Here is a 26033-nt window from a genome sequence, read left to right as displayed (position 1 = left end):
CCCCCCCCCCCCCACCCCCCCCCCCCCCCCCCCCCCCCCCCCCCCCCCCCCCCCCCCCCCCCCCCCCCCCCCCCCCCCCCCCCCCCCCCCCCTCCGGTTGATCCGCTGCATTCGCAGGGTGGGATCCGGCGGAGGACTCCGGGCCGTGGTGTCGGTCCACAGATCACGGGGATTGGCGCGTTGGCATCGCAGGGCTGATAGGGTTCCCGACGATCAACTCACCCGCAAGGCCTTGCCCGGCTCGGGCAGGGGAGGATGGCCATGACCTCGTCCCAGTTCGCCTCACAATCGTCAGTTCCCGCGATTCTGGTCCTGGAGGATGGCCGCTTTTTCCGCGGCGAATCCTTCGGAGCAAGAGGAACCACGTTCGGAGAGGCAGTCTTCTCCACCGGCATGAGTGGTTACCAGGAGACCCTGACCGATCCCAGCTATCACCGCCAGGTGGTGGTGGCCACGGCCCCACACATCGGCAACACCGGCTGGAATGACGAGGACGACGAGTCCCAGCGGATCTGGGTGGCCGGCTATGTGGTGCGCGACCCCGCCCGGGTTGCCTCCAACTGGCGCAGCCGCCGCAGCCTGGACGAGGAGCTGAACCGTCAGCAGATCGTCGGGATCAGCCAGATCGACACCCGCGCCCTCACCCGGCACCTGCGCGAACGCGGCGCCATGCGGGTCGCGATCAGCACCGAGACGCTGGACCCCGAGGCGCTGCGGCAGCAGGTGCTGGCCCAGCCCGAGATGACCGGGATGAACCTGGTGGACGACGTCACCACCACCGAGCCGGTGGTGATCCCGGCCGAGGGGGAGAAGAGGTTCACCGTCGCCGCCCTGGACCTGGGGATCAAGTCGAACACCCCGCGCCGGATGGCGGCCCGCGGGATCGAGGTGCACGTGCTGCCCGCCGGCACCACCATGCAGCAGATCGACGAGCTGAAGCCCGATGGCGTCTTCTTCTCCAACGGCCCCGGCGACCCGTCCACCGCCGAGCACGCCACCGCGCTGCTGCGCGAGGTGCTGGCCGCCCGCTACCCCTACTTCGGGATCTGCTTCGGCAACCAGATCTTCGGCCGGGCGCTGGGCTTTGGCACCTACAAGCTGAAGTACGGCCACCGCGGGATCAACCAGCCGGTGATCGACCGCACCACCGGCAAGGTGGAGATCACCGCCCACAACCACGGCTTCGCCGTCGATGTCCCCACCGACCGGCCCACCGACACCGAATACGGTCAGGTGACCGTCAGCCACCTGTGCCTGAATGACGACGTGGTGGAGGGCCTGGAGCTGCGTCGCGACGACCAGCTGGTGGGCTTCAGCGTGCAGTACCACCCCGAGGCGGCGGCCGGCCCGCACGACGCCGACTACTTGTTCGACCGCTTCGTCGAGATCATGGGCGGCAAGACCCAGGAAGGCACCAACTGATGCCCAAGCGCACCGACATCAACTCCATCCTGGTGATCGGCTCCGGCCCGATCGTGATTGGGCAGGCCGCCGAGTTCGACTACTCCGGCACCCAGGCCTGCCGGGTGCTGCGGGACGAGGGCTACCGGGTGATCCTGGTGAACTCCAACCCGGCCACCATCATGACCGACCCGGAGTTCGCCGACGCCACCTACGTCGAGCCGATCACCCCCGCCTTCGTGGAGAAGGTGATCGCCAAGGAGCGCCCCGACGCGATCCTGCCCACCCTGGGGGGCCAGACGGCGCTCAATGCCGCGGTCGCGCTGCACGAGAACGGGGTGCTGGCCAAGTACGGCGTCGAGATGATCGGCGCCAACTTCGACGCCATCCAGCGCGGCGAGGACCGGCAGAAGTTCAACGACATCGTCACCTCCCTTGACGTCCCCGGCGGAGTCGCCGAGGTGGCCCGCTCCCAGATCTGCCACACCATGGACGAGGTGCTGGCCGCCGCCAACGGCCTGGGCTATCCCGTCGTCGTGCGGCCCAGCTTCACCATGGGCGGTGCCGGCTCCGGCTTCGCGCACGACGAGGCCGAGCTGCGCCGGATTGCCGGCACCGGTCTGGACCTCAGCCCCGTCACCGAGGTGCTGATCGAGGAGTCCATCCTGGGCTGGAAGGAGTACGAGCTGGAGGTGATGCGGGACAAGGCCGACAATGTGGTGATCATCTGCTCCATCGAGAACCTGGACCCGATGGGCACCCACACCGGCGACTCCATCACCGTCGCCCCGGCCATGACCCTGACCGACCGCGAGTACCAGTTCATGCGTGACGTCGGCATCGCCATCATCCGTGAGGTCGGCGTCGACACCGGCGGCTGCAACATCCAGTTCGCGATCAACCCCGCCGACGGGCGGATGGTGGTGATCGAGATGAACCCACGTGTCTCCCGCTCCTCGGCGCTGGCCTCCAAGGCCACCGGCTTCCCGATCGCCAAGATCGCCGCAAAGGTGGCCATCGGCTACACCCTGGACGAGATCGACAACGACATCACCGAGCAGACCCCGGCCAGCTTCGAGCCCACCCTGGACTACGTGGTGGTCAAGGTCCCGCGCTTCGCCTTCGAGAAGTTCCCCACCGCCGACGACACCCTGACCACCCACATGAAGAGCGTGGGCGAGGCGATGGCGATTGGCCGCAACTTCACCGAGGCGCTGGGCAAGGCGCTGCGCTCGCTGGAGGACGCCAAGGCGCCCTTCGTGCTGACCATGCCCACCCGCAGCAAGGAGGAGCTGCTGACCAGCATCCAGCGCTCCCACGACGGCCGGCTGGGCGAGGTCTTCCAGGCCCTGATGGCCGGCGCCACGCCCGACGAGGTGCACGAGGCCACCCGGATCGACCCGTGGTTCGTCGACCAGCTGGTGCTGCTGACCGAGGTGGCGCGGGAGGTGGCCGAGGCCACCGAACTCACCCCGGAGTTGCTGCGCCGGGCCAAGCGGCACGGCTTCTCCGACGCCCAGATTGCCGCCGCCCGGCACATGTCCACCGACGTGGTCCGCGGCGTGCGCTGGGCCCTGGGCATCCGGCCGGTCTACAAGACCGTCGACACCTGCGCCGCGGAGTTCGCCGCCAAGACCCCGTACCACTACTCCTCCTACGACGAGGAATCGGAGATCGCCCCCCGCACCAAGGAGGCGGTGCTGATCCTGGGTTCGGGCCCCAACCGGATTGGCCAGGGCATCGAGTTCGACTACTCCTGCGTGCACGCCGCGATGGCGCTGTCCGAGGCGGGCTACGAGTCGATCATGGTCAACTGCAACCCGGAGACGGTCTCCACCGACTACGACACCTCCGACCGGCTCTACTTCGAGCCGCTCACCCTGGAGGACGTGCTGGAGATCTACCACGCCGAGTGCCAGGCCGGCCCGGTGGCGGGCGTGATCGTGCAGCTGGGCGGGCAGACCCCGCTCAAGCTGGCCCAGCGGCTCAAGGACGCCGGGGTGCCGATCGTCGGCACCAGCCCGGAGGCGATCCATCTGGCCGAGGAGCGGGGCGCCTTCGAGGCGGTGCTGGCCGACGCCGGGCTGCGCGCCCCCGCGCACGGCATGGCGGTCAGCTTCGAGCAGGCCCGCACCGTGGCCGAGGAGATCGGCTACCCGGTGCTGGTGCGTCCCAGCTATGTGCTGGGTGGCCGCGGGATGGAGATCGTCTACGACGAGCCCGGCCTGCAGCGCTACATCGCCAGTTCCACCCTGATCAGCCCCACCACCCCCGTGCTGGTGGATCGCTTCCTGGAGGACGCGATCGAGATCGACGTCGACGCCCTCTACGACGGCACCGAGCTCTACCTGGGCGGCGTGATGGAGCACATCGAGGAGGCCGGGGTGCACTCCGGCGACTCGGCCTGTTCGCTGCCGCCGATCACGCTGGGTCAGGAGGTGATCGACCGGATCCGCACCTCCACCGAGGCCATCGCCAAGGGCGTCGGGGTGCAGGGACTGATCAACATCCAGTTCGCCCTGGCCGGCGACACCCTCTACGTGCTCGAGGCCAACCCGCGCGCCAGCCGGACCGTGCCCTTCGTCTCCAAGGCGACGGCCACGCCGCTGGCCAAGGCCGCGACGCTGATCATGATGGGCGCCAGCATCGCCGAGCTGCGCCGGCAGGGCGTGCTGCGGGCCACCGTCGAGGGTGACTACACCTGGCACGGGGCGCCCGTCGCGGTGAAGGAGGCCGTGCTGCCCTTCAACCGCTTCCGCACCCACGACGGTCACAATGTCGACACCATTCTGGGGCCGGAGATGCGCTCCACCGGCGAGGTGATGGGCCTGAGCAAGAACTTCGGCGTCGCCTTCGCCAAGGGGCAGATCGCGGCCGGGCAGGTGCTGCCCACCTCGGGCACTTTCTTCGTCGCGATGGCCAACCGGGACAAGCGGCACGCCATCTTCCCGGTGAAGCGGCTGGCCGACCTGGGCTTCACCATCCTGGCGACGGAGGGCACCGCCGCGGTGCTCGCCCGGCAGGGTGTGGAGGCCACCGTGGTGCGCAAGCACTCCCAGGGCCGCGGGCCCAATGGGGAGCCGACCATCGTGGACCTGATCCGCGACGGCAAGGTGGATGTGGTCTTCAACACCCCCGGCCAGGCCGGTGGCAGCGAGCGGGCCGACGGCTACGAGATTCGCTCCTCGGCGGTTCGGCTGAACGCCCCCTGCATCACCACCGGTCAGGGCCTGGCGGCCACCGTGCAGGGCGTGGAGGCGCTGTGCGCCCAGGAGGCCCGGGACGCCCAGGCGGGCCGCGGCGGCGAGGCCGAGGACAGCCAGGACGGCATCAGCGTGAAGTCGCTGCAGGACTGGGCGGCCGACGTGGAGGCGGCGATCCAGCAGGCGGCACGATGAGCGAGCTGGTCACCCGGGCGCTGCTGGCGGGCTACCACCGGGCTGTGCGTCCGGCGCTGTTCACGCTGCGCGACGGTGACCCGGAGAAGATCCACGAGGACATGATCCGGACCCTCGGCGCGGCCGGGGTCGTCCCCGCGCCGGTGCGCCGGCTGGGCGCCCGGGCCCTGGGGGGCGCTGCCACCGAGACGGTGGTGGCCGGGATCGGTTTCCCCGGCCGGGTGGGCGTCGCCGCCGGGCTGGACAAGCAGGGGATCGCGGCCCGCGCCTGGGCCGGGCTGGGTTTCGGCTTTGCGGAGCTGGGCACCGTCACGGCGCACGCCCAGCCGGGCAACCCGAAGCCGCGGATCTTCCGGGCCAAGCAGTCCGAGGCGATCATCAACCGGATGGGCTTCAACAACGGGGGAGCGGCCGACCTGGCCGCCCGCCTCGACGGCTGGGGGGTGCGCCGCGGCAACCGGGCCGTCGGCATCCCGTTGGGGATCAGCCTGGGCAAGACCAAGACGACGCCCCTGGCGGGCGCCGTCGAGGACTACCTCACCAGCCTGCGACTGCTGGCCGACAAGGCCGACTACATCGCGGTCAACATCTCCAGCCCCAACACGCCGGGGCTTCGTCAACTGCAGGACGGGGACGCCCTGCGGGAGCTGACCGGGGCCCTGGTGGCCGAGGCGACGGTGCTGGATGCTGCCAACCCGGTGCCGATCTTCGTGAAGGTGGCGCCGGACCTGGGCTGGGAGGCGCTGGCCGAGGCTGTCGACGTGTGCGAGCAGGCCGGGATCAGCGGGCTGATCGCCACCAACACCACCCTGGAACGCGACGGTCTGGTGGGCGACGAGGTGCGGCTGGCCACCGAGGCCGGCGGCCTGTCAGGCGCCCCGCTCACCGTGCGCTCCCGGGAGATGGTGGCCCGGATCGTGCAGCAGACGTCGCTGCCGGTGATCGGGGTGGGCGGGATCATGACCCCCGCCGATGCCCGGGCCATGTTCGACGTGGGTGCCCAGCTGGTGCAGGTCTACACCGGCTTCATCTACCACGGCCCCGCGCTGGTCAAGGGCATCAATTCCCTCCCACACTGACAAGCCCCTCGACAGGCTCGGGGACCGTGGTCGCTGCGGTGCCGAGCCTGTACGCCGAACCAAACGCCGATGGCCGAGCCTGTCGAGGCCCCAAGGAGAAGGAACCGTCATGAGCACCTACGCCGAGCGACTGAAGAGCCTCACCGAGCAGCGCGGGGCGCTGTGCGTCGGGATCGACCCGCACCCGCAGATCCTCGCCGCCTGGGGGCTGGACGACGACGTCCGGGGGCTGGAGACCTGCGCCCGCACCATGGTGGAGGCGCTGGGGCCCGAGGTGGCGGTCTTCAAGCCGCAGAGCGCCTTCTACGAGGTGCATGGCTCGGCCGGGATCGCCGTGTTGGAACGGGTGCTGGCCGACATCCGCGACGCGGGGGCGCTGAGCATCCTGGACGTGAAGCGCGGGGACATCGGCTCCACCATGGCCGGCTATGCCCGCGCCTACCTGACCGACGAGTCGCCGCTGCGGGCCGACGCCATCACGCTGAGCCCCTACCTGGGCTTCGAGTCGCTGCGCCCGGCCATCGACCTGGCGCACCAGCACGGCCGTGGGCTGTACCTGCTGGCCCGCACCAGCAATCCGGAGGGTGGTGACGTGCAACTGGCCACCGCCTCGGCGGGTGGCAGCGTCGCCCAGTTGATCGTGGACCAGGCCGCCGCGGAGAACCAGGCGTCGGGCCAATATGCCCTGGGTCTGGTGGTTGGCGGGACGCACGCCGACCCGGGCTGCGACGTCAGTGCCTTCAACGGCTCCATCCTGGTGCCCGGGATCGGTGCCCAGGGCGGCACGATCGAGGGCCTCCGGGAGATCTTCGGCGACGCCGTGGGCAAGCTGCTGCCGTCGGCCAGCCGGCAGGTGATGCGGGGCGGTCCGGGCGTCGACGGGCTGCGGGCCGCGCTGCGGGAGCTGCTGGGGCGCGGCTGAGCGGGCGACTGGGCCCCGGAGCCGTTCACGAAGCGTTCACCTGGGTGCGCGCGACATTGTTCACATGTCCGCGAAAACGGCTGCGGCAAGCGGTTTTCGACTGTACCTTGGGAAAAGGACCGGGCATTTTGGGGAGAGCCCGGCATCAAGGATTGGAGACCTGTCGTGGCGATTCCCACCCTGTCACCGGAACAGTTGCAGGCGGCGCGTGAGGCGGCCACCCAGGCCCGTCGGGCCCGGGCCGACCTGAAGGAGAAGGTGCGCTCCGGAGCGCTCAGCCTGGGGCAGGCGCTGGACATCGCGGCCAAGGACGATGTCCTGGCGCACGTCAAGGTGGTTGACCTGCTCAAGGCCATGCCGCGAGTGGGGGACAAGCGCGCCTCCGAGATCATGGAGCGGCTGGAGATTGCCGCCAATCGACGGGTGCGCGGGCTCGGCCGTCACCAGGTGGCCGGGCTCAAGGCGGAATTCGAGTAGTCTCGGCCCAGCACAAGGACCAGCATCGACGAAGGAGTGCTCGTAGCGTGACCGAGCAGCAGCAGTCGCCGGCCGCGCCGCGGGTGAGCGTCATCAGTGGGCCCACCGCCGTGGGCAAGGGAACCGTCGTGGCGCGGCTGAAGCAGCTGCACCCCGAGGTGCAGGTCTCGATCAGCGCCACCACCCGGCCGCCGCGCCCCGGGGAGATGGACGGGGTGCACTACCACTTCGTCTCCGAGGAGCGCTTCGACGAGCTCGCCGCCACCGACGGGCTGCTGGAGTGGGCCGTCGTGCACGGCAAGCACCGCTACGGCACCCCGCGCGGACCCGTCGAGCAGGCCGTCGCCGCCGGGCAGCCCGTCGTTCTGGAGATCGACCTGCAGGGCGCCCGCCAGGTCCGGCGGAGCTATCCCGAGGCACAGCACATCTTCCTGGCCCCGCCGAGCTGGGAGGAATTGGTGCGCCGGCTGGTGGGCCGGGGCACCGAGGACGAGGCCCAGCGGGAGCGACGCCTGGAGACCGCCCGGGAGGAGATGGCCCGGCAGGACGAGTTCGACCACGTCGTGGTCAACCATGAAATCGATCAAACCGTGCAGGATTTGGTAGGCTTGCTGGGCTTGTGACCTCTGGGGCGAGAATTCGCCGCCGGAACACCATCGCCCGGGCCCGACAGGTTCCGGGGAACCCGCACCATCGAACGAAGGTTCACCTTGACCACAAACATTCCCGAGGGCGTCACCAACCCCCCGATCGACGAGCTGCTCGACAAGGTCGACTCCAAGTACCGCCTGGTGCTGTTCGCGGCCAAGAGGGCGCGCCAGATCAATGCCTACTACTCGCAGCTGGGCGAGGGCCTGCTGGAGAATGTCGGCCCGCTGGTGGAGACCGGCGTGCAGGAGAAGCCGCTGAGCATCGCGATGCGGGAGATCCAGGCCGACGTGCTGGAGTGCACCGAGATCGATCCCGAGGCGGAGGCCGCCGCCCGTGCGGAGGCCGCCCAGGATCCCGAGTTCGAGCTGATCGCCGACCCCTTCGGCGACATCGACCCCGCCTGAGCGCAGGGTCGTCGGCATGGTCAACCCCGATGCCACCGGCCGTCGAGTAGTCCTCGGCGTGGCCGGTGGCATCGCCGTGTACAAGGCCTGTGAAGTGGTCCGTCGGCTGCGTGAGGCCGGCTGCGATGTCACCGTCGTGCCCACCGCGAATGCGCTGAACTTCGTCGGCGAGACCACCTGGGCGGCACTGAGCGGCAAGCGGATCAACACCGACGTGTGGAGCGACGTCACCGAGGTGCCGCATGTCCGGATCGGGCAGGGCGCCGACCTGGTGCTGGTGGCCCCGGCGACGGCCGACCTGCTCTCCCGCGCCGCCACCGGCCGGGCCGACGACCTGCTGACCAATGTGTTGTTGACCGCCCGCTGCCCGGTGGCGATGTTCCCGGCGATGCATACCGAGATGTGGGAACACGCCGCCACCCGCGCCAATGTGGCGACGCTGCGCAGCCGTGGCGTCGTGGTCAAGGATCCGGACTCCGGCCGGCTGACTGGGGCGGACACCGGCCCCGGGCGGCTGCCGGAACCCGCTGAGATCACCGAGATCGCGCTGCAGCTGCTGGCCGGTGGTGCCCGGGCGGCGCACCAGGCCGCGGCGCAGGATCTGGCGGGCCGCCACGTGGTGGTCTCCGCCGGAGGCACCCACGAGGCGCTGGACCCGGTGCGCTATCTGGGCAACTCGTCGTCCGGCCTGATGGGCGTCGCGATTGCCCGGCAGGCGGCGCTGCGTGGGGCGCGGGTCACGCTGGTGGCCGCTGCCATGACCGCCACCCCGCCCTCGGGCGTCGCGGTGGAACGGGTGGTCAGCACGGGGGATCTGGCCGAGGCGATGCAGCGGCTGGCGGCGGAGGCCGACGTGCTGGTGATGGCGGCCGCCCCGGCCGACTTCACCCCGGAAGAGGTGGCCCAGAGCAAGATCAAGAAGGATGGCGACGGCGGGATGACGCTGCACCTGGTGCAGACCACCGACGTGCTGGCCACCCTCAGCCGTGCCAAGCGACCGGGTCAGGTGATCGTCGGCTTCGCCGCCGAGACCGCCACCAGCCGGGAGAACCTGCTGGAGCTGGGCCGCGCCAAGCTGGCCCGCAAGGGCTGCGACCTGCTGGTGCTGAACGATGTCTCGGCCGGCAAGGTCTTCGGGCAGCCCACCACCCAGGTCACCGTGATCAACCACGACGAGATCGTCGCCGAGGTCACCGGCACCAAGGCCGCCGCGGCGGCCGCGATCGTGGAGGCGGCCGCGGAGCTCCTGCCCGCACGCGGATAGACTGGACCCTGCCCCTGATGGCTTGGGGGCCGTGGTTGGGCATGTGGCCCAGCAGATACACGTATACGGCTGGGCTTGTTGCCCGGCAGAAATGGAGTACCCCGTGAGCAGACTGTTCACTTCCGAATCCGTCACAGAGGGCCATCCGGACAAGGTGGCCGACGCGATCAGTGATGCCGTGCTGGACGCCATGCTGGAACAGGACAAGGGATCCCGCGTCGCGGTCGAGACCCTGGTCACCACCGGCCTGGTGGTGGTGGCCGGTGAGGTCACCACCGAGGCCTATGCAGACATCTCCGGCCTGGCCCGCCAGACCGTGCTGGACATCGGCTACGACTCCTCGGACAAGGGTTTTGACGGCCGCTCCTGCGGTGTCAGCGTCGCCATTGGCTCGCAATCCCCGGACATCGCACAGGGCGTCGACAAGGCCTATGAGAACCGCACCGGCTCCGGCGACGAACTGGACCTGCAGGGCGCGGGAGACCAGGGCCTGATGTTCGGCTACGCCTGTGACGAGACCCCCAGCCTGATGCCGCTGCCGATCGACCTGGCTCACCGGCTGTCCGAGCGCCTGACCGCGGTCCGCAAGGAGGGTGTGCTGGACTACCTGCGCCCCGACGGCAAGACCCAGGTGACGGTGGACTACGACGAGCGTGGACGCCCGGTGGGCGTGGACACCGTCGTCGTGTCCACCCAGCACGCCGAGGGCATCTCCATCGAGCAGACCATCACCCCGGACCTGCGCAAGCACGTGATCGACCCGGTGCTGGCCAGCTATGAGCTGAACACCGACGGTCTGAAGACCTATGTGAACCCCACCGGGAAGTTCGTGATCGGTGGCCCGATGGGCGATGCCGGGGTCACCGGCCGCAAGATCATCGTCGACACCTATGGCGGCATGGCGCGGCACGGCGGCGGGGCCTTCAGCGGGAAGGACCCGTCGAAGGTGGACCGCTCCGCGGCCTATGCCATGCGCTGGGTGGCCAAGAATGTGGTGGCCGCCGGCCTGGCCTCCCGGTGCGAGGTGCAGGTGGCCTACGCCATCGGCAAGGCGCACCCGGTGGGCTTCTACGTGGACACCTTCGGCACCGGGCAGGTGTCCGAGGCGCAGATCCGCGATGCCGTGCTGGAGGTCTTCGACCTGCGGCCCGCCGCGATCGTGCGTGACCTGGACCTGCTGAACGTGAAGTACTCGACGTTCACCGCCTACGGCCACTTCGGCCGGCAGCTGCCCGGGATGAACTGGGAGAAGCTGGACCGGGTGGACGAGCTGAAGGCCGCCATCCGCTGATCCGCGCTGACTGGTCCGGTTGGCATCTGGGGCGCTCGGGTTTGTGTTTCCCGCGACGGATATTTCCGACGCGGGAAGACCAAACCCGAGCGCCGTCGGCATGTGAGGGTGTGACGGAGGCACTCGTCGGGCCAGGGGTCGCGGGGTTCAGCGGCGCAGCAGGTGCAGGTGGCGCATCCGTCGGGCCACCCGCTTGAGCGGCAGGGCCAGGGCGGATCCCACCAACAGCCCCAGCGCGATGGAGGTGACCAGCGCCAGCACCCCGATCACCGCCTCGGACTGGCCGGTGCCGAGCCCCAGGGTGGTGATGCCCATCAGGCCCAGGGTGCCGGGCACCAGCAGCCAGAAGCTGGGCAGGAAGGTGATCAGCCGGGGCACCTTGCTTCGGGTGGCCTCCAGTGCCGTCGACGCGAAGCTGGCCACCACGGCCCCGCAGAAGGCCCCCACCGGCAGCGAGCCGCCGTAGGTCTGGCCCAACATCTGGGTGAGGAAGGTGCAACTGAGCACCAGCGTGGTCCACACCGACATCCGCCACGGCACCGACTCCGACAGGGTGATCCCCACCGAGATCATCGCCAGGCCCAGTGGCAGGCTCCACAGCCCGATCTGCTGCAGCCGGACATTGGTCAGCTCCGACGGCGGCACCCCCAGCACCAGGCCGGCCGCGACCACCCCCAGCGCGAACAGCAGCAGCTGCACGATGCCGTGGAAGAAGCGGGCAGTGCCCGACACCAGGGCGCCCGTGGCCAGCTCGGCGATCCCGGTGCTCAGCAGGGCACCGGGCAGCAGGACCGCGATCGGGCAGATCAGGGTGCGCAGTGGGCCGTCGATGAGGCCCAGCCGCCAGGCCCCCAGCACCGCGAGGGAGACCACGAAGGCGGCCAGGGTGGGCAGCAGGGCAGCCAGTAGCGCATGCCTGCCCGACGCCTGCATCAGCAGACTGACCAGCAGGGAGCACAGGCCGGCCAGCAGGACATTGGGCCAGGCCGGCTGCATGATCAGGCAGATCCCCATGGAGACGGCGAACAGGCCGCCGAAGAAGCCCGGCAGGCCGTAGAGATGGGGCTTGTGTCGGGCGACGGCCAGGGCGGCCACCCCGTCGTCGATGCTCAACCGGCCGGCCATCAGGTCCCGCCGCACATCGCCGACCTGCATCGACTGGTCCAGCCTCAGCCCTCCCTCGATCCGTTCGATGGTGCAGGGCTCACCGGAGGCCAGGCTCAGGCTGATCGACGTCGGGTAGCCGGAGACCTGCACATCCGGGTAGCCGAAGTGCCGGCCCAGGCGGCGCACCTCGTTCTCCGCGTCCGTGACGGTGGCTCCGCCGGCAATCAGGGAGGCGCCGGCGTAGGCCAGCAAGCGCCGGACCGTGGTCTCCTGGTCGGCGTCACGGGCCGGGGCGTCGGGATTCACAGCGCTCAGAGTAGCCATCGTGCTGCGTCCCGGGCGAGGACGGGCCGACGTCCGATTCTGCCGGGTTGTGCTCCCGCCGCTCGGGTTCGGTCTTCCCGCGACTGATGCATCCATCGCGGGAAGACCAAACCCGAGCTCCGGGGAAGGGATCGGGAATTGTCACAGGCACCCCCTAGCATCGGTGGGGTGACAGATCTTCCGGTGGCGCGTTGTGCGCTGGACCTCCCGCTGGCACACCTGGACCGCTTCTTCGACTATGAGGTGCCCGAGGCGGACGCCGAGGTGGCGGTGCCGGGTGCCCGGGTGCGGGTGCGGTTCGCCGGGAAACTGCGCGACGGCTTCATCGTGGAGCGGCTGGCCAGCAGCGACGCGGGGGTCAAACTGGCCCGGCTGGAGAAGGTGGTCAGCCCGGAGCCGGTCCTGGGCGTCGAGCAGGTGGCGTTGATCCGCGCCGTGGCTGACCACTGCGCCGGCACCTTCAGCGACGTGCTGCGGCTGGCCATTCCACCCCGCCATGCCGCCACGGAGAAGGCGGAGCCCAAGCCCTGGCCGGAGCCGATCCTGCCGGAACAGGTGGACGGACCACTGCCGGGCTACCCGCACGGGCAGGAATTCCTGGACCAGCTGGCCGCCGGCCGGTCGCTGCGGGTCAGCTGGCAGGTTGCGCCCAGCGCGGCACAGGACCCGTGGCTGGGGCTGGTGCAGGCCTGCGTCGCGACCCTGCGGGGTGGGCGCGGGGTGTTGCTGCTGGTGCCCGACGTGAAGGACCTGGAGACCGCGCGGCAGCGTCTGGCGGCGGTGATCGGCGACGGTGCCGTGGCGGTCCTGCACGCCGACCTGGGGCCCGCCGCCCGGTACCGCAACTTCCTGGCCCTGCGACGCGGGCAGGCGCGAGTGGTGGTCGGAACCCGGGCCGCCGCCTTCGCCCCGGTGCCCGCGTTGGGCCTAGTGGCGGTCTGGGATGACGGTGATGACCTGTACTCCGAACCTCGAGCGCCCTATTTCCACGCCCGCGACGTGGCGGCAATCCGCGCCACCCAGCAGAAGACCGCGCTGCTGTTTGCCGGCCGAGCGCGCAGCTGCGAGGTGCAGCAGTGGCTGGAGCGGGGCTGGCTGGCACCGATCGAGCTGCCCGGGGCCGAGGCACGTCGGGCCGCCCCCGCGGTGCGGGTGGCGGCGGACTCGGACAAGGCGCTGGAGCGTGATCCGTTGGCGGCCAGCATCCGGCTGCCCGCGCTGGTCTTCGAGACCATTCGCAAGGGGCTGACCCAGGGGCCGGTGCTGGTGCAGGTTCCGCGGGCCGGCTACCTGGTGGCGCTGGCCTGCCAGACCTGCCGCACCCCGGTGCGCTGCCCGCACTGTCAGGGGCCGGTGCGCGGCCAGCGGCGCGACGGGGAACAGCAGCTCTCCTGTGGCTGGTGTGGCCGGCTGGTGACCGGCTGGCGCTGCCCGACCTGCGGGGACCGTCGGCTGCGGGCCCCGGTGGTCGGGTCGGCCCGCACCAGCGAGGAACTGGGGCGGGCCTTTCCCGGCACCACGGTGGTGGATTCGTCGGCGGACCATGTCCGGGACCAGATCCCGGAGGGGCCCGCGTTGGTGATCGCCACCCCGGGGGCCGAGCCCCAGGCGCCCGCGGGCTATGCGGCGGCGGTGCTGCTGGACGCCATGATGCAGCTCTCCCGGCCGGACCTGCGGGCGGCCGAGGAGAGCCTGCGCCGTTGGCTCAATGTGCTGGGCCTGGTTCGTGCCGGGGCCGACGGCGGCACGGTGGCGGTGGTGGGTCCCAGCGAGGACCGCACCATCCAGGCGCTCGTCCGGGTGGACCCCGGCGGGTTTGCTGCCCGGGAATTGGCGGAGCGGCTGGACGCCCGCTTCCCACCCGCGGTGAAGTTCATCACGCTGGAAGGTGTTCCCTCCGCGCTGGAGGAGATGATGGCGGCCGTCGAGCTGCCCCAGGTGGCAGACGTCCTGGGCCCGGTCCCGGCCGGGATGGTGGGGGAGCAGGAGATCAGCCGTCTCACCCTGCGCACCCCGCTGGCCAGCGGCCGGAAGCTCACCGCCGCGGTCAAGGCGGCCAGCGCGGTCCGCTCCGCCAAGAAGGCGGACGGTTCGGTGCGGGTGAAGGTGGACCCGGCCCAGCTGGGCTGACCGGCAGCTGGGCGAAATCCGGATCCGGGCCCGGATGTCCCGGACCGGCCAGACTGCACCACACCGCGCGGGCGGGGATGCTGGCGGTGCACGAGGACCAAGGTCGACGGGTTTCCTCGGACCCGGACTCCCGGGGGTTGGCCGGGCATCCCGGAGGAAACGGTAGATTTGCCGGGTGAGAATCGTCTTCGCCGGAACCCCGGAGCCCGCCGTCCCCAGCCTGGAGGCCCTGGTGGCCGCCGGCCATGAGGTGGTTGGGGTGGTCACCCGCCCCGACGCCCCGGCCGGGCGGGGCAAGAAGCTCACCGCCTCTCCCGTCGCCAAGCGGGCGACGGAGCTGGGTCTGGAGGTGGTCAAGCCCTGCCATCCGCGCGATGCCGATTTCATCGACTGGTTGGTCACCAAGGCACCGGAGGCCTGCCCCGTGGTGGCCTATGGGGCGCTGGTGCCGCAGCACGTGCTGGACATCCCCACCCACGGCTGGATCAACCTGCACTTCTCCCTGCTGCCGGCCTGGCGGGGCGCCGCCCCGGTGCAGCGCAGCATCATGGCGGGCGAGGCGCAGACCGGGGCCAGCACCTTCCGGCTGGTGCCGGAGCTGGACGCCGGGCCGGTCTTCCGCACCCTGACCGAGCAGATCGGGGAGCTGGACACCTCGGCGGAGCTGCTGGAGCGGCTGGCCCGCTCCGGGGCCCGGCTGCTGTGCAACACCCTGGCGGACATCGCCGACGGTGAGCAGCCCACCGCGCAGCCCGACGACGGGATCACCCTGGCCCCCAAACTGACCGTCGAGGAGACCCGGGTGGACTGGCGCCGGCCCGCGGCGGAGGTGTCGTGCCTGGTCCGGGGCGCCAACCCCAACCCGGGGGCGTGGACGACGCTGAACGGGGAGCGGTTCAAGCTGTGGCTGGCCCGCCCCGCCTGTCTGCCGGACGGCGTGGAACCGCTGGCACCGGGTGCGCTGCACGCCACCCGCAAGCAGGTCTTCGTCGGCACCGGTGACGGTGCGGTGGAACTGCTGCGGGTGCAGGCCTTCGGCAAGAAGGAGATGGCGGCCGCGGACTGGGCCCGGGGCATGCATGAACTCCCGACGGGCTTCGACGCCCCGGCCAGCCAGGAGGAGAACCGATGACCCAGGGTGACAGCCGTCGGGATGACCGGCGCGGTGAGAACCAGCGCGGTGGGAACCAGCGCGGTGAGAACCGGCGCGGGGACAACCGCGGTGATGACCGACGTGGCGCCAACGGGCGCCGGGATGACCGTCCCGGCCGCGGCAACCCTCGGGACCGCCGGGACCGGGAGGGCTACCCGCCGGACCGCGCGCCGGAGCGGTTCATTGACCTGGCCCGGATGGCCGCCTTCGACACACTGCGCGACGTGCACGCGTCGGGCGCCTACGCCAACCTGGCGCTGGCCGAGCAGGCGCGCGAGCACGACCTGAACCAGCAGGAGGCCGCGCTGTGCACTGAGCTGGTCAACGGCACCTGCCGGTGGGAGGGCACCTATGACCGGATCATCGAGGCCGCCGGCAAGCGCGCCCTGCACACCCTCCAGCCGGCGATCGTCGACGTGCTGCGGCTGGGCACCCACCAGCTGATGGGGATGCGCACCCCCACCCACGCCGCGGTGTCCACCTCGGTGGACCTGGCGGGGATCGCGCTGGGGGAGCGCACCACCGGCGTCGTGAACGCGATCATCCGCAAGGTGGCCGCCAAGACCTCCGAGGAGTGGCTGGACGAGCTCACCGACGGCATGGGGGAGCAGGGCCAGCTGGTGCTGCGCACCGGCCATCCCCGGTGGATCGTCGACGCCTGGGCCAATGTGCTGCCCGCGCAGGAGCTGGGGGAGGCCCTGGCGGCCGACAACGTGCCTCCCGTGCCCACCCTGGTGGTGCGTCCGGGGCTGTGCGAGCACGACGAGTTGCTGGCCGACGGCGGTCAGCCGACCCGGTTCTCGCCCTTCGGGGCGGTGCGGGAGGGCAACCCGTCGGACCTGCCCGCGGTGCGCCAGCGTCGGGCCGCGGTGCAGGACGAGGGATCCCAGCTGGTGGCGCTGGCGCTGAGCCGGGTGGACGCCGAGCCGGGCCGGTGGCTGGACCTGTGCGCCGGACCGGGTGGCAAGGCGGCCCTGCTGACCGGTCTGGCGCAGGCCGACGGGTCCACGCTGCTGGCCAATGAGGCGCACGAGCACCGCGCAGAGCTGGTGCGCAAGGCCCTGATGGCCTACCCGGTCAACACCTGGCAGGTGGTCACCGGGGACGGCACCAGGCCCCAGTGGGAACCGGGCAGTTTCACCCGGGTGATGGCCGACGTGCCCTGCTCGGGGCTGGGTTCCCTGCGTCGACGGCCGGAATCGCGGTGGCGCCGCACCCAGGCGGAGGTGGCCGAGCTCTTCCAGCTGCAGTGCGCCCTGCTGGACTCGGCCATCGAGTCCGCGGCACCGGGTGGCGTGATCGCCTATGTGACCTGTTCCCCCCACCGGGCCGAAACTTGTACGATCGTCCAAAAGGTGGCCGACGAACGGGTCGAGGTGCTGGATGCGGCTGGTTTCCTGCCCGAGGTCCCGGACTGCCGGGCCGTGACCGACGAGCGTTTCGTGCAGCTGTGGCCGCACCGGCACGGCACCGACGCCATGTTCCTCGCCCTCCTGCGAAGAATCGGGTGATGATGTCGTAGGCTGGCCTGCGAATCCTTGTGGACAAGAGAATGCGGGGTCTTGAATGGGTGTGGTGGATCCGGTGGCGGGCGGCTTGGACCCGTCGGTCCAGCGCAATCCGTTCGCGGAGCGGCTGGCCCCGGCCATCGCCCGGCGCGGCCTGTCCCTGGCCAGGATCCAGAAGCGCCTGCAGGAGGCAGGGCCCAGCGTCTCCGTGGCGGCGCTGAGCTACTGGAGCAGCGGGCGTTCGCTGCCCACCCGGGCTCGCTCCTTCGAGGTGGTGCGCAACCTGGAGCGGATCCTGCAGGTGGAGCCGGGGTGGCTGGTGGAGGTGATGCCGGCCGGCGAGCAGCGGGCGGATGCCGCCAGCGTGCTGCGCCGCGGGGATCTGGATGACCTGGTCCAGCGGCACTCCCTGCCCAGCACCCAGGACTGGCACTTCCACGTCGTCTCCCACCGGATCGTGGTGGACCCGTTGGGGGCCGAGCGCTCGACACGCACCCGCACGATGATGACCGCGGCGCGGGATGGGGCCCAGCGCTGGGCGGTGGTCGTCGAGCGAGAGGCCGGGGTCTCGCTCACGGGGCGCGGCTCACCCTTGGCCCCGATTCGACGTCAGATCGAGGTCTCCCCGGAGCTGGTGGCCTTCGAGTTCGGCTTCGACCAACCATTGCCCCGGGGAAAGTGCGTGTTGGTGGAGCACACGGTGGATTCGGGTCCCGGCGGTTCGCCCGGACATGACTCGGGCTACGGGCTGCGCCGGGCGGCCGACTACCTGGCGCTGGAGGTCCACTTCGAGGGTGATCCTCCCGAGCGGGTCCGACGGCTGTTCCGGCCGCCCGGCCTGGGGGAGGCCGTCGTGGTGGAAGAACGGGTGCTGGTCAGGGGCCACACCGCCCAGGCCACCATCGTCGCGCCGGCTCCCGGGCTGCACTACCTGGAGTGGTGAGCGGCCCCGCGACGGCGGCCCGATGCCCGGGCCGTGGCCGCCCTCAGGCCAGTGGGGTGCGACGGCTGAGCAGCAGCGTTCCGGCGGCGACGGGCTCCACCGGCGTCCCACAGACCACCAGACCGGCTCGCTCCCACGGCCGGTCGGTACGGAAGTGCGCCAGCTCGGCGTCCATCCAGTAGTGCCAGAAGGCCAGGGTCTCGGCCTCGTCGCCGTTCAGGCCCTCCGCGACGTCCCGAGCCAGGCCACGTCGCTCCGCCTCGTCGAAGTCGGACTGGACCCAGACTGTGGCGGCGTAGTGTCGCTCCACCTCCCCGGCGGCGGCGCCGGTCCCCTCCACCAGCACCAACGGACAGTCCGCCGCCACCTCGATGCGGCCCTCCCGGCCGTGCTCCGGCCAGGCCGGGGGCTGGAAGCTGACCGACAGACCCGCTGCCAGCGGGGTGAGAATGTGCTGGTCCAGCAGGTGTCCCCAGCCGAACAGCGGCTCGTGCCAGGCGACGTCGTCGCTGTGCACCACGGTGGCACCCGGCACCACGTCGGCCAGCGCCGAGGCCAGGGTGGACTTGCCGGACCCGCCACGGCCGTCGACGGCCACCAGCACCGGCCCGGGCCGTCTCTGTCCGGCACGCAGCAGCTGCTGGGTCAGTTCGGTCAGGCCCACCGGCTGCCAGGGGCCGAACGGTGTCTCGTCGTCAACCAACCTCATGGTCTGTCCCTCCCGAGACGTCGGCGGAGATGGTGAACCCCTGCCGACGCAGGCGTTCGGCATAGCCGGCACCCAGTCCGGCGGCGGGGGTGGTCACCCCGGTGGCCTGGCCCTCGCCGGCCGCCAGGGCCAGGGCGGCCTGGCAGATCATCACCGCGGTGCCCTCATAGCCCGGGTCTCGTCGGTCGGCGACGCTGGCCAGCACCCGTCGGCCCGAGCTGGTGTCCGCGTGCACCTCGATGGTGAAGTGTCCCTTGGTACGGGCCTGGTCGCTCGGCCCGTCGCCCGGGGCCGGCAGCACCCGGTCCGCCACCTGCCGCAGACCAGGGGTGGCCAGCGCGGCGACGAAGGCTGGCAGCATGGCGGCGGTTCGCAGACCCCTCAGCAGGCCCGCGGGGCCGCGCCCGGTGTCGTGCATCTCCCGGTAGCGGAAGCCCCGGCCATAGGCCCAGCCCTGCAACGCATTGCTGCGGCGCACGATCTGCTCGTTGTAACGGGCCATGAAGAAGGGCGCAGCGAACTCCCGGGTGTCGCCCGAACTCTCCAGCCAGACCACGGAGTTGCGGCGGCCGCGGGGCTCGGGTTCGGCGTCGCGGTCCGGGCTCAGCGCATACGGGTCCGACGAGGAGCGCCCCGGCGTGCGGACCCCGTGACGGGAGGCGTCGATCTGGGTGCGCAGCGCGTCGATGGTGCCGCCGGACATGCCGCCGGAGAAGCTGCGCAGGTGCATCGTCGTGTTCAGTAGCTCGCCGGCGCCGGCCTCCCGCGCGGCCGTGGCCGCGGCCAGCACCCCCAGGTCCGATGGCACCGAGTCGAAACCGCAGGCATTGACCAGGGTGGCGCCGCTGGCCTTGGCGGGGGTGTCATAGGCGTCGATCATGTCCCGGGCGAACAACACCTCACCGTTCAGGTCCACGTAATGCGTGCCGTGGGCGGCGCAGGTCCCAGCAGTGGCCATGCCGTACTTGACATATGGCCCGACCACCGAGATCACCACCCGGGCGCGGCGGGACATGGAGGCCAGTTGTTCGGCGTCGAAGGCATCGGCCAGCACGACGGACAACTCGGGCTGGCCCAGCTCCCGGGCGAGGCTCTTCAGTTTGGCCTCGTCCCGGCCGGCCAGGGCGATCCGGCCGGCGTCGGGGGCGGTGCGCAGCAGCTCGGCCGAGATGAGCCGGCCGACATAACCGGTGGCGCCGAAGACAATCACGTCAAAGTCACGATCCATGGGCCCCAGCGTAGGCGGCGCTGCTGACAATCCCGGGGCCCGCTAGGCTCGCCCGCATGGACCAGCCGGATGACTTCATGATCGGTGCGCTGCTCGGGATGACCGTAGGCGCGCTCAACCACGTCGCGCCCGAGACGGCGCAGGAGAACGAGGCCGCCTTCATGCGGTTGCTCAGCATGCCGCCGGAACAGCGCAACACCGAGGCGGCGATCCTGATGAAGGCGCTGGAGTGGGACGAGACCGCCGATGACGTCTCCGACCAGGGGGTGCAGGAGCTGATCGCCTGGGGCCTGCTGCTGCGTGACCTCTGAACCCCGGCTGCTGGGGCGGTGTCGACGGGGATGGATAGGGTGAGCCCATGGCCATGCGAATCACCCCGTCCATCCTGAACGCCGACCTGTCCAACCTGAGCGGGGAGATCGCCCGCATCCCGGGGGCCGACGGGGTGCACCTGGACGTGATGGACAACCATTTCGTACCCAACATGACCTTCGGGCTGCCGGTGGTGGAGTGCATCCGCAAGCAGACCGACGCCTTCCTGGACATCCATCTGATGATCGCGCATGCCGACCGCTGGGCCCCGGCCTTCGCGGAGGCCGGCGCCGAGTCGGTCACCTTCCACGTCGAGGCCGCCGATGCCCCGATCCGGCTGGCCCGGGAGATCCGTGCCCAGGGCGCCCGGGCGTCGATGGCGCTCAAGCCCGCCACCCCGATCGAGCCCTATGCGGACATGCTCACCGAGCTGGACATGGTGCTGCTGATGACCGTCGAGCCCGGTTTCGGGGGGCAGAAATTCCTGGATCTGGTGCTGCCCAAGATCGAGCGCACCCGGGAGCTGGTCACCAAGACCGGTCAGGAGATCTGGATCCAGGTGGACGGTGGGGTCTCCTTGGAGACCATCGAACGCTGCGCCGCCGCCGGGGCCGACACCTTCGTCGCCGGGTCCGCCGTCTACTCCGCCGCGGATCCGGACCAGATGGTCAATGACCTGCGCGGCAAGGCCGTCGCCGCCTGCCAGCACTGACCCACCAGGTGCTCGACAGGCGCGGCCGCCGCGGATGCTCAGCTCTCCACGGCGGTCGACCCGGTCGGGGCCAGGTCCTTCGCGGTCAGCCCGCCAGCTCGGCCAGGTCCTCGTCGCTGAGCACGATGTCGGCGGCACCCAGGTTCTCCTCCAGGTGCGCCAGCTTGCTGGTGCCGGGGATCAGCAGGATGTTGGGGGCGTGGTGCAGCAGCCAGGTCAGGCCAACCTGGGCGGGCGTGTGGCCCAGCCGCTCGGCGACGGCCACCACCGCCGGGTCCTGGTCGACCCGCGGGAACCAGCCGAAGGCCGAACCCAGCGGGAAGTAGGGCACATAGGCGACGCCCTTGTCCCGGCACAGTTCCAGCGTCGGCTCGTCGTCGCGCAGCCGCAGATTGTAGGCATTCTGCACCTGGACGGCGCCGGCCTCGATGCCCTGGGCCGCCTGCTCGGTGGTCACCGTGGAAACCCCGAAGTTCTCGATCACACCCTCGTCGACGAGGCGTCGCATCGCGTCGAGCTGCTCGTCGAAGGGCACCGGCACGTAGTCGGCGGGGGAGTGGTCGTCGACGGGGATCACCCGCAGGTTCATCACCTGGAGCCGGTCGATGCCCAGGGTCTCCAGGTTCTGGTGGGTGTCGCGGATCAGTTCCTCGGGGGTCTGGGCCGGCAGCCAGGCGCCCGCCTCGTCGCGGTAGGAACCCACCTTGCTGACCAGCACCAGATCATCGGCATAGGGGTGCAGGGCCTCGCGGATCAGCCGGTTGCTGACCTGCGGGCCGTAGAACTCAGAAGTGTCGATGTGGTTGACGCCCAGCTCCACGGCGCGGCGCAGCACCGCGAGCGCCTCGTCGCGGTCGGCCGGCTCGCCCATCACGCCGGGGCCACAGAGCTGCATCGCGCCAAATCCCATGCGGTCCACGCTGTGGCCGCCCATCACAAAGAACTTGTCCATGGACGAATACTGGCAGGTCAGTGGCCCTCGTTGCGGCGACGCAGGTAACGCTGGAATTCGGCGGCGATCGAATCGCCGGTTGCGGCGGGCAGGTCTTCCTCGTCCTGGGCGGCTTCCAGCCGGGCGATGTAGGCGGCCACCTCCGGATCCTCGCTGGCCAGCTCGTCGACGCCGCGCTCCCAGGCCTGTGCCATTTCCGGCAGGTCTCCCAGCACCAGCGGCGTCTCCAACAGGTCCTCGATCCGCACCAGCAGCGCCAGCGTCGCCTTCGGGTTGGGCGGGTCGCTGACATAGTGCGGCACCTGCGCCCACAGGGAAACCACCGGCATCCCCGCACGGCGCACCGCGTCGGCGACGATCCCGACGATCCCGGTGGGGCCCTCGTAGTTGGAGGGTTCCAGGCCCAGTGTCGTTGCCAGCTGGGCGTCATTGGCGGTGCCGGTGACCGGCAGCGGGCGCGAATGCGGCGAATCGGTGAGCATGGCGCCCAGGATCACCACCATTGCCGGATTGACGGTACGCAGGGCGGAGACCAGGGCGGCGGAGAAGCTGCGCCAGCGCAGGTTCGGTTCGGGGCCGCTGACCAGCACCACGTCGCGTTCCGGCAGTTCGGCGACGGCGAGCTGGACGCACGGCCACTCGATCTCCCGCTCCACCGAATCGGCGATGCTCACCCGCGGCCGGTTCATCTGGAAGTCGTAGTAGTCCTCGCCGTCGATCTCGAAGACGACATCGGCGTCGTAGCTCAGCCCGATGTGGTCAACCACGTTGGTGGCGGCATCCGAGGCGTCATTCCAGCCCTCGAAGGCCATGATGACCACGGGATTGCGCAGGTTCGCCAGGGAGTCAGCCATGCCGCAACCCTAGTAGGTCCCAGAGACGGGGCGGCTATCCCTTGCGGGCGGGGGTGGCTGCGGATGCCGGACGTGTCTGCTGCAATGGACTCATGCGAGGAGCCGTCATTCATGCAGCAGGGGACGTCCGCTTCGAAGAGCGGGAAGATCCCACCATCATCGAACCCACCGACGCCGTGATCCGCACCGTGGCCGCCTGTGTCTGCGGGTCGGACCTGTGGCGCTACCGCGGGATTGCGGAAGTGAAGAAGCCCACCCCGATCGGCCACGAGTACGTCGGCATCGTCGAGGCCGTGGGGGATGCGGTCACCTCCGTGAAGATCGGTGAGTTCGTGGTGGGCGGCTTCACCTATTCCGACAACACCTGCGCCTGCTGCCGCAAGGGTGCGCACGCCAACTGTCTCAATGGCGGCGGCTACGACGGTTGTCAGGCGGAGATGATCCGCATTCCGCAGGCGGATGGCACCCTCATCGCCACCCCCGGCCAGCCCGACGAGGACCTGATTCCGCACCTGCTGGCGCTCTCCGACGTGATGTGCACCGGCTGGCATGCCGCCGTCTGCGGCGGGGTCGGCCCGGGCAAGACCGTCGCGGTGGTGGGTGACGGCGCGGTGGGCCTGTCCGCGGTGCTGGCGTCGGTGGAGTTGGGTGCCGAGCGGGTGATTGCGATGAGCCGCCACGCGGACCGGCAGGCCATCGCCCGCGAGTTCGGCGCCACCGACATCGTCGCCGAGCGCGGCGAGGACGGCGTGAAGAAGATCCAGGAGGTGACCGACGGGATCGGCGCCGACGTGGTGCTGGAGTGCGTCGGCACCGAGGATGCCCGCATCCAGGCCGTCGACGCGGTCCGCCCCGGCGGCATGGTCGGCGTCGTCGGTGTTCCCCACGGCGGGGTGGACGTGGAGCAGATGTTCTGGAAGAACAAGGGCATCCACGGCGGCGTCGCGCCCGTGCGTGCCTACCTGGAGCACCTGCTGCAGCTGGTCTGGGAACGAAAGATCCAGCCCGGCAAGGTCTTTGACCTGGAGCTGCCGCTGTCCGAGGTGGCAGAGGCCTACCAGGCGATGGACGAGCGCCGTGCCACCAAGGTGCTGCTGCGTCCCTGAGCGGGCCCGCTCATCCGCGCGTGATGGTCTGCCGTGCGATGTACGCGGCGGTGCGGCCGGTCAGATCCGGCCGCGCCCGGCGGATGCGCCCGATCAGCTCCACTTCGGAGGCCTCGGGTGCATCGGCCAGCAGGTTCTTGGCCCAAGCGGTCGCTGTGGCCTCGTCGGCAAATCCAGCGTCTCGCAGCGCCTGGCGCTGGTCGCGACGGTCGCCGAAGACCTTGTCCTTGAGGTTGAGCAACAGGTCTGAGGTCATGATCGTTCCCTTCGGAGCGGTGATGGCAGGAACCAGTCTTGAGGATGTAGCGGTTCAGGTCCTCCGTCGCACGGCGGATTTGGGCTAGTGCGATGGGAGGGAACCCAGACCATGTGTCGTGCGGGCGATCAGGGCAGGCGCCCGTAGCCGAGGACGCCGAGCTTGGCGTCGAGCCGGTGGGGGCTGATGGTGAGGTTGCGGGCGCCTTCATTGCCGCCGATGGTGGTCAGTCGGCCATCCGTGAGATCCAGGACGAAGTTGGTGTGTTGGCCGAAGGGGTCGCTGCGGTCGTAGATGACGATGTCCGCGGGGCGGGGTGAGAAATCGTTGGCAATGGGATGCCAGACGCCCGCGGTGCGCAGCGTGTCGAGCAGCGTCATGGTGCCGGGGATCCGCCAGCCGCCGGAATTCGGGTTTTGCAGGGGACGCCCGGCCTGCTTCAGCACCCAGCTGACGAAATCGGCACACCAGGCTTCCTGCACTCCTTGGCTGTACTTGGTGCCGGAAGGCTGAGCGTCGTACTCCGTCTTCAGCACCGCCAGCACTCGCTTCTGGAAGGCGTTGAGTGAAGCGGCGGGGAAGCTGGGGAAGGGGCTGGGCGACGGAGCCGGTCCCGTGCCGGGCAGGTGGGAACACCCGGCTGCCGCAGATGCGGTGCCGAGGGCCATGGCCGTCAGGACGCTTCGCCGCCTCAGCGCTGGCGAGGGGACTTTCATGGCTCAATTCTGACCGGAAGGTGATCCATCCGGAGCCACTCGTCGCGGGTGATCTCGTAGCACTCCAGGGGGCGGGGCTGACCGGCGACGACCGGTTCACGTCGCCCAACGTGGCGGTAGCCGACCCGCTCGCTGACCTTTTGGGAGGCGACGTTGTCCGGCGTGGCGGAACTGGTGGCTGATAGTGCGCCCAGTTCGACGAGGGCGAACTGCAGAATGGCGGTGCGCATGGCGACGCCCAGCCGACGCCCGCGAGCGGCAGGGATCAGGAAGGACGAGCTGTCCACCGGTTGATCGGTGATGGGATCGCGCCCCTCCAGAACCTGGAATCCGAGGGGTTGCCCGTCGCACTCCACGACGAAGGGCCAGTAGGCGTGGCCTGGTTTGGGATGGCGAAAGCCGCCCAGCCAGGCGCGCAGCCAGGCCTCGCGATGAGCCGCCAGGCTTCGTCCCGGCACGACGGGAAAGGTGGGGTCGTGGTCGAAATCGCTGGGAATCAGGCTGACCAGGAGGTCGTCGTCGGCTGCGGTGGCCGGACGGAGCAGCGCGTCGCCACAACGAAGGATCGGCATGCGCTGAACCTATCCAGAACAGTGTCCTCAAGAAATGTCCGAGGCAGCACCTAGCCTGCGGGAATGCGCATGACTGCGTTCGGGGGTGGGGGAGATGCAGGTCCGGGGGCGATTGGGCGGCTGTGATGACTTCTGGCAGCGGATTGCCAGAGGTAGTTCGGCAATGCGCCCGGGTGTGGTGATCATTCCCGAGGACTTGATCCTCGGTGACCACGAGAAGCTGACGGCCCACCGCCTCGCGCTTCACGGGGCGGATGTGGAGATGCTGCTGCCGAGCCGAGTGAAGGGGGTGAGGAATCCGGATGCGCTGGTGAATGGCGAGGTCTGGGAGTTCAAGGCGCCCAAAGGTGCTTCTCCCAAGAACACCATCTCCGACCAGTTTCGGCGCGGAGGGAAACAATGTGACCACCTGGTCATCGATCTCGCTCGATGCGCACTCTCGGAACACGTTGCGATCGCGCAGTGCGAGGAGCGATTCCACCACCAACGGAGGATCCGTCGGTTGATTGTTCTGGACGTTGAAGGCAAGGTCGCCTTCTACGGCGTCAAGCCTTAGGATGGTGT

At 70.2% G+C, this 26033-nt stretch carries 25 protein-coding genes; 17 read left to right on the top strand and 8 right to left on the bottom strand.

Annotated elements, in window-relative coordinates; genetic code table 11:
- Nucleotides 1–261 precede the first annotated feature (261 nt).
- The 9 genes from carA to metK all read left to right on the top strand — a co-directional run bounded on the left by carA (nt 262) and on the right by metK (nt 10887).
- Complete coding sequence (gene carA, locus AAEX60_RS02940) at nt 262–1422, top strand: glutamine-hydrolyzing carbamoyl-phosphate synthase small subunit (protein ID WP_342101103.1); 1161 nt, start codon at nt 262–264, stop codon at nt 1420–1422.
- A complete protein-coding gene (gene carB / locus AAEX60_RS02935; RefSeq protein ID WP_342101101.1) occupies nt 1422–4799 on the top strand; it encodes a carbamoyl-phosphate synthase large subunit in 3378 nt (1125 codons plus the stop codon). The genes carA and carB overlap by 1 nt, the downstream gene beginning before the upstream one ends.
- Complete coding sequence (locus AAEX60_RS02930) at nt 4796–5878, top strand: quinone-dependent dihydroorotate dehydrogenase (protein ID WP_342101100.1); 1083 nt, start codon at nt 4796–4798, stop codon at nt 5876–5878. The genes carB and AAEX60_RS02930 overlap by 4 nt, the downstream gene beginning before the upstream one ends.
- A gap of 109 nt (nt 5879–5987) precedes the next feature.
- Nucleotides 5988–6800, top strand: a complete 813-nt coding sequence (gene pyrF, locus AAEX60_RS02925) for an orotidine-5'-phosphate decarboxylase (protein ID WP_342101099.1) — start codon at nt 5988–5990, stop codon at nt 6798–6800.
- 165 nt (nt 6801–6965) lie between these two features.
- Entirely contained in the window at nt 6966–7277 is a 312-nt protein-coding gene (gene mihF, locus AAEX60_RS02920; RefSeq protein WP_342101098.1) for an integration host factor, actinobacterial type, read from the top strand.
- Between the two features lie 47 nt (nt 7278–7324).
- Nucleotides 7325–7900 (top strand): guanylate kinase, encoded by a 576-nt coding sequence (gene gmk, locus AAEX60_RS02915; protein WP_342101097.1) that lies wholly within the window; start codon nt 7325–7327, stop codon nt 7898–7900.
- Nucleotides 7901–7987: 87 nt separating this feature from the next.
- Nucleotides 7988–8332 carry a DNA-directed RNA polymerase subunit omega gene (rpoZ, locus tag AAEX60_RS02910; RefSeq protein WP_342101095.1) on the top strand — a complete coding sequence of 115 codons (345 nt, stop codon included), beginning with the start codon at nt 7988–7990 and terminating at the stop codon, nt 8330–8332.
- Nucleotides 8333–8348: 16 nt separating this feature from the next.
- On the top strand, nt 8349–9596 hold the full coding sequence (coaBC, locus tag AAEX60_RS02905; protein WP_342101092.1) for a bifunctional phosphopantothenoylcysteine decarboxylase/phosphopantothenate--cysteine ligase CoaBC: 1248 nt from the start codon (nt 8349–8351) through the stop codon (nt 9594–9596).
- Nucleotides 9597–9687: 91 nt separating this feature from the next.
- The gene (gene metK, locus AAEX60_RS02900; protein ID WP_342101090.1) at nt 9688–10887 is read left to right on the top strand and encodes a methionine adenosyltransferase; all 1200 of its coding nucleotides are present in this window, start codon (nt 9688–9690) and stop codon (nt 10885–10887) included.
- A gap of 147 nt (nt 10888–11034) precedes the next feature.
- Here the strand turns inward: metK and AAEX60_RS02895 are convergent, their stop codons facing one another.
- Nucleotides 11035–12300, bottom strand: a complete 1266-nt coding sequence (locus AAEX60_RS02895; RefSeq protein ID WP_342101088.1) for a threonine/serine ThrE exporter family protein — start codon at nt 12298–12300, stop codon at nt 11035–11037.
- A 186-nt stretch (nt 12301–12486) separates the two neighbouring features.
- Here AAEX60_RS02895 and AAEX60_RS02890 point away from each other — a divergent pair, with 186 nt between their 5' ends.
- From AAEX60_RS02890 to AAEX60_RS02875, 4 genes are all read left to right on the top strand, one after another.
- Nucleotides 12487–14448, top strand: a complete 1962-nt coding sequence (locus tag AAEX60_RS02890) for a primosomal protein N' (protein ID WP_342101086.1) — start codon at nt 12487–12489, stop codon at nt 14446–14448.
- A gap of 175 nt (nt 14449–14623) precedes the next feature.
- A complete protein-coding gene (fmt, locus tag AAEX60_RS02885; RefSeq protein WP_342101084.1) occupies nt 14624–15580 on the top strand; it encodes a methionyl-tRNA formyltransferase in 957 nt (318 codons plus the stop codon).
- A 218-nt stretch (nt 15581–15798) separates the two neighbouring features.
- Complete coding sequence (locus tag AAEX60_RS02880) at nt 15799–17112, top strand: RsmB/NOP family class I SAM-dependent RNA methyltransferase (protein WP_446721241.1); 1314 nt, start codon at nt 15799–15801, stop codon at nt 17110–17112.
- A 64-nt stretch (nt 17113–17176) separates the two neighbouring features.
- Nucleotides 17177–18052 carry a hypothetical protein gene (locus tag AAEX60_RS02875; RefSeq protein WP_342101080.1) on the top strand — a complete coding sequence of 292 codons (876 nt, stop codon included), beginning with the start codon at nt 17177–17179 and terminating at the stop codon, nt 18050–18052.
- 43 nt (nt 18053–18095) lie between these two features.
- On the opposite strand, the gene AAEX60_RS02870 is transcribed toward AAEX60_RS02875, so the two are convergent.
- On the bottom strand, nt 18096–18761 hold the full coding sequence (locus tag AAEX60_RS02870) for a uridine kinase family protein (protein ID WP_342101079.1): 666 nt from the start codon (nt 18759–18761) through the stop codon (nt 18096–18098).
- Nucleotides 18748–19989, bottom strand: a complete 1242-nt coding sequence (locus tag AAEX60_RS02865; RefSeq protein ID WP_342101077.1) for a saccharopine dehydrogenase family protein — start codon at nt 19987–19989, stop codon at nt 18748–18750. The genes AAEX60_RS02870 and AAEX60_RS02865 overlap by 14 nt, the downstream gene beginning before the upstream one ends.
- Nucleotides 19990–20045: 56 nt before the next feature.
- On the opposite strand from AAEX60_RS02865, the gene AAEX60_RS02860 reads away from it, so the two are divergent.
- The gene (locus AAEX60_RS02860; RefSeq protein WP_342101075.1) at nt 20046–20300 is read left to right on the top strand and encodes a hypothetical protein; all 255 of its coding nucleotides are present in this window, start codon (nt 20046–20048) and stop codon (nt 20298–20300) included.
- 47 nt (nt 20301–20347) lie between these two features.
- Nucleotides 20348–21013: a ribulose-phosphate 3-epimerase gene (gene rpe, locus AAEX60_RS02855; RefSeq protein WP_342101073.1), complete on the top strand. Its 666-nt coding sequence runs from the start codon at nt 20348–20350 to the stop codon at nt 21011–21013.
- Nucleotides 21014–21098: 85 nt separating this feature from the next.
- Here the strand turns inward: rpe and AAEX60_RS02850 are convergent, their stop codons facing one another.
- Together AAEX60_RS02850 and AAEX60_RS02845 are read right to left on the bottom strand one after the other, a co-directional pair.
- A complete protein-coding gene (locus AAEX60_RS02850) occupies nt 21099–21965 on the bottom strand; it encodes an oxidoreductase (protein WP_342101071.1) in 867 nt (288 codons plus the stop codon).
- 17 nt (nt 21966–21982) lie between these two features.
- Nucleotides 21983–22819 carry a PAC2 family protein gene (locus AAEX60_RS02845; protein WP_342101069.1) on the bottom strand — a complete coding sequence of 279 codons (837 nt, stop codon included), beginning with the start codon at nt 22817–22819 and terminating at the stop codon, nt 21983–21985.
- A gap of 92 nt (nt 22820–22911) precedes the next feature.
- Here AAEX60_RS02845 and AAEX60_RS02840 point away from each other — a divergent pair, with 92 nt between their 5' ends.
- Nucleotides 22912–23925 carry a zinc-dependent alcohol dehydrogenase family protein gene (locus tag AAEX60_RS02840; RefSeq protein WP_342101067.1) on the top strand — a complete coding sequence of 338 codons (1014 nt, stop codon included), beginning with the start codon at nt 22912–22914 and terminating at the stop codon, nt 23923–23925.
- A gap of 10 nt (nt 23926–23935) precedes the next feature.
- Here AAEX60_RS02840 and AAEX60_RS02835 read toward each other — a convergent pair whose 3' ends face one another.
- The 3 genes from AAEX60_RS02835 to AAEX60_RS02825 all read right to left on the bottom strand — a co-directional run bounded on the left by AAEX60_RS02835 (nt 23936) and on the right by AAEX60_RS02825 (nt 25469).
- Nucleotides 23936–24181: a hypothetical protein gene (locus AAEX60_RS02835; RefSeq protein WP_342101065.1), complete on the bottom strand. Its 246-nt coding sequence runs from the start codon at nt 24179–24181 to the stop codon at nt 23936–23938.
- Between the two features lie 128 nt (nt 24182–24309).
- A complete protein-coding gene (locus AAEX60_RS02830) occupies nt 24310–24897 on the bottom strand; it encodes a CHAP domain-containing protein (protein ID WP_342101064.1) in 588 nt (195 codons plus the stop codon).
- Nucleotides 24894–25469 carry a GNAT family N-acetyltransferase gene (locus AAEX60_RS02825; protein ID WP_342101063.1) on the bottom strand — a complete coding sequence of 192 codons (576 nt, stop codon included), beginning with the start codon at nt 25467–25469 and terminating at the stop codon, nt 24894–24896. The genes AAEX60_RS02830 and AAEX60_RS02825 overlap by 4 nt, the downstream gene beginning before the upstream one ends.
- Nucleotides 25470–25644: 175 nt before the next feature.
- Here AAEX60_RS02825 and AAEX60_RS02820 point away from each other — a divergent pair, with 175 nt between their 5' ends.
- Nucleotides 25645–26025, top strand: coding sequence for a CdiA C-terminal domain-containing protein (locus AAEX60_RS02820; RefSeq protein WP_342101061.1), 381 nt, complete (start codon nt 25645–25647; stop codon nt 26023–26025).
- Nucleotides 26026–26033: the final 8 nt, after the last annotated feature.

The organism is Luteococcus sp. H101 (genome assembly GCF_038433155.1).
Lineage (GTDB): Bacteria > Actinomycetota > Actinomycetes > Propionibacteriales > Propionibacteriaceae > Luteococcus.
Note: the sequence above shows the minus strand (reverse complement) of the source record. Positions and strands in the feature narration are given on the sequence as shown.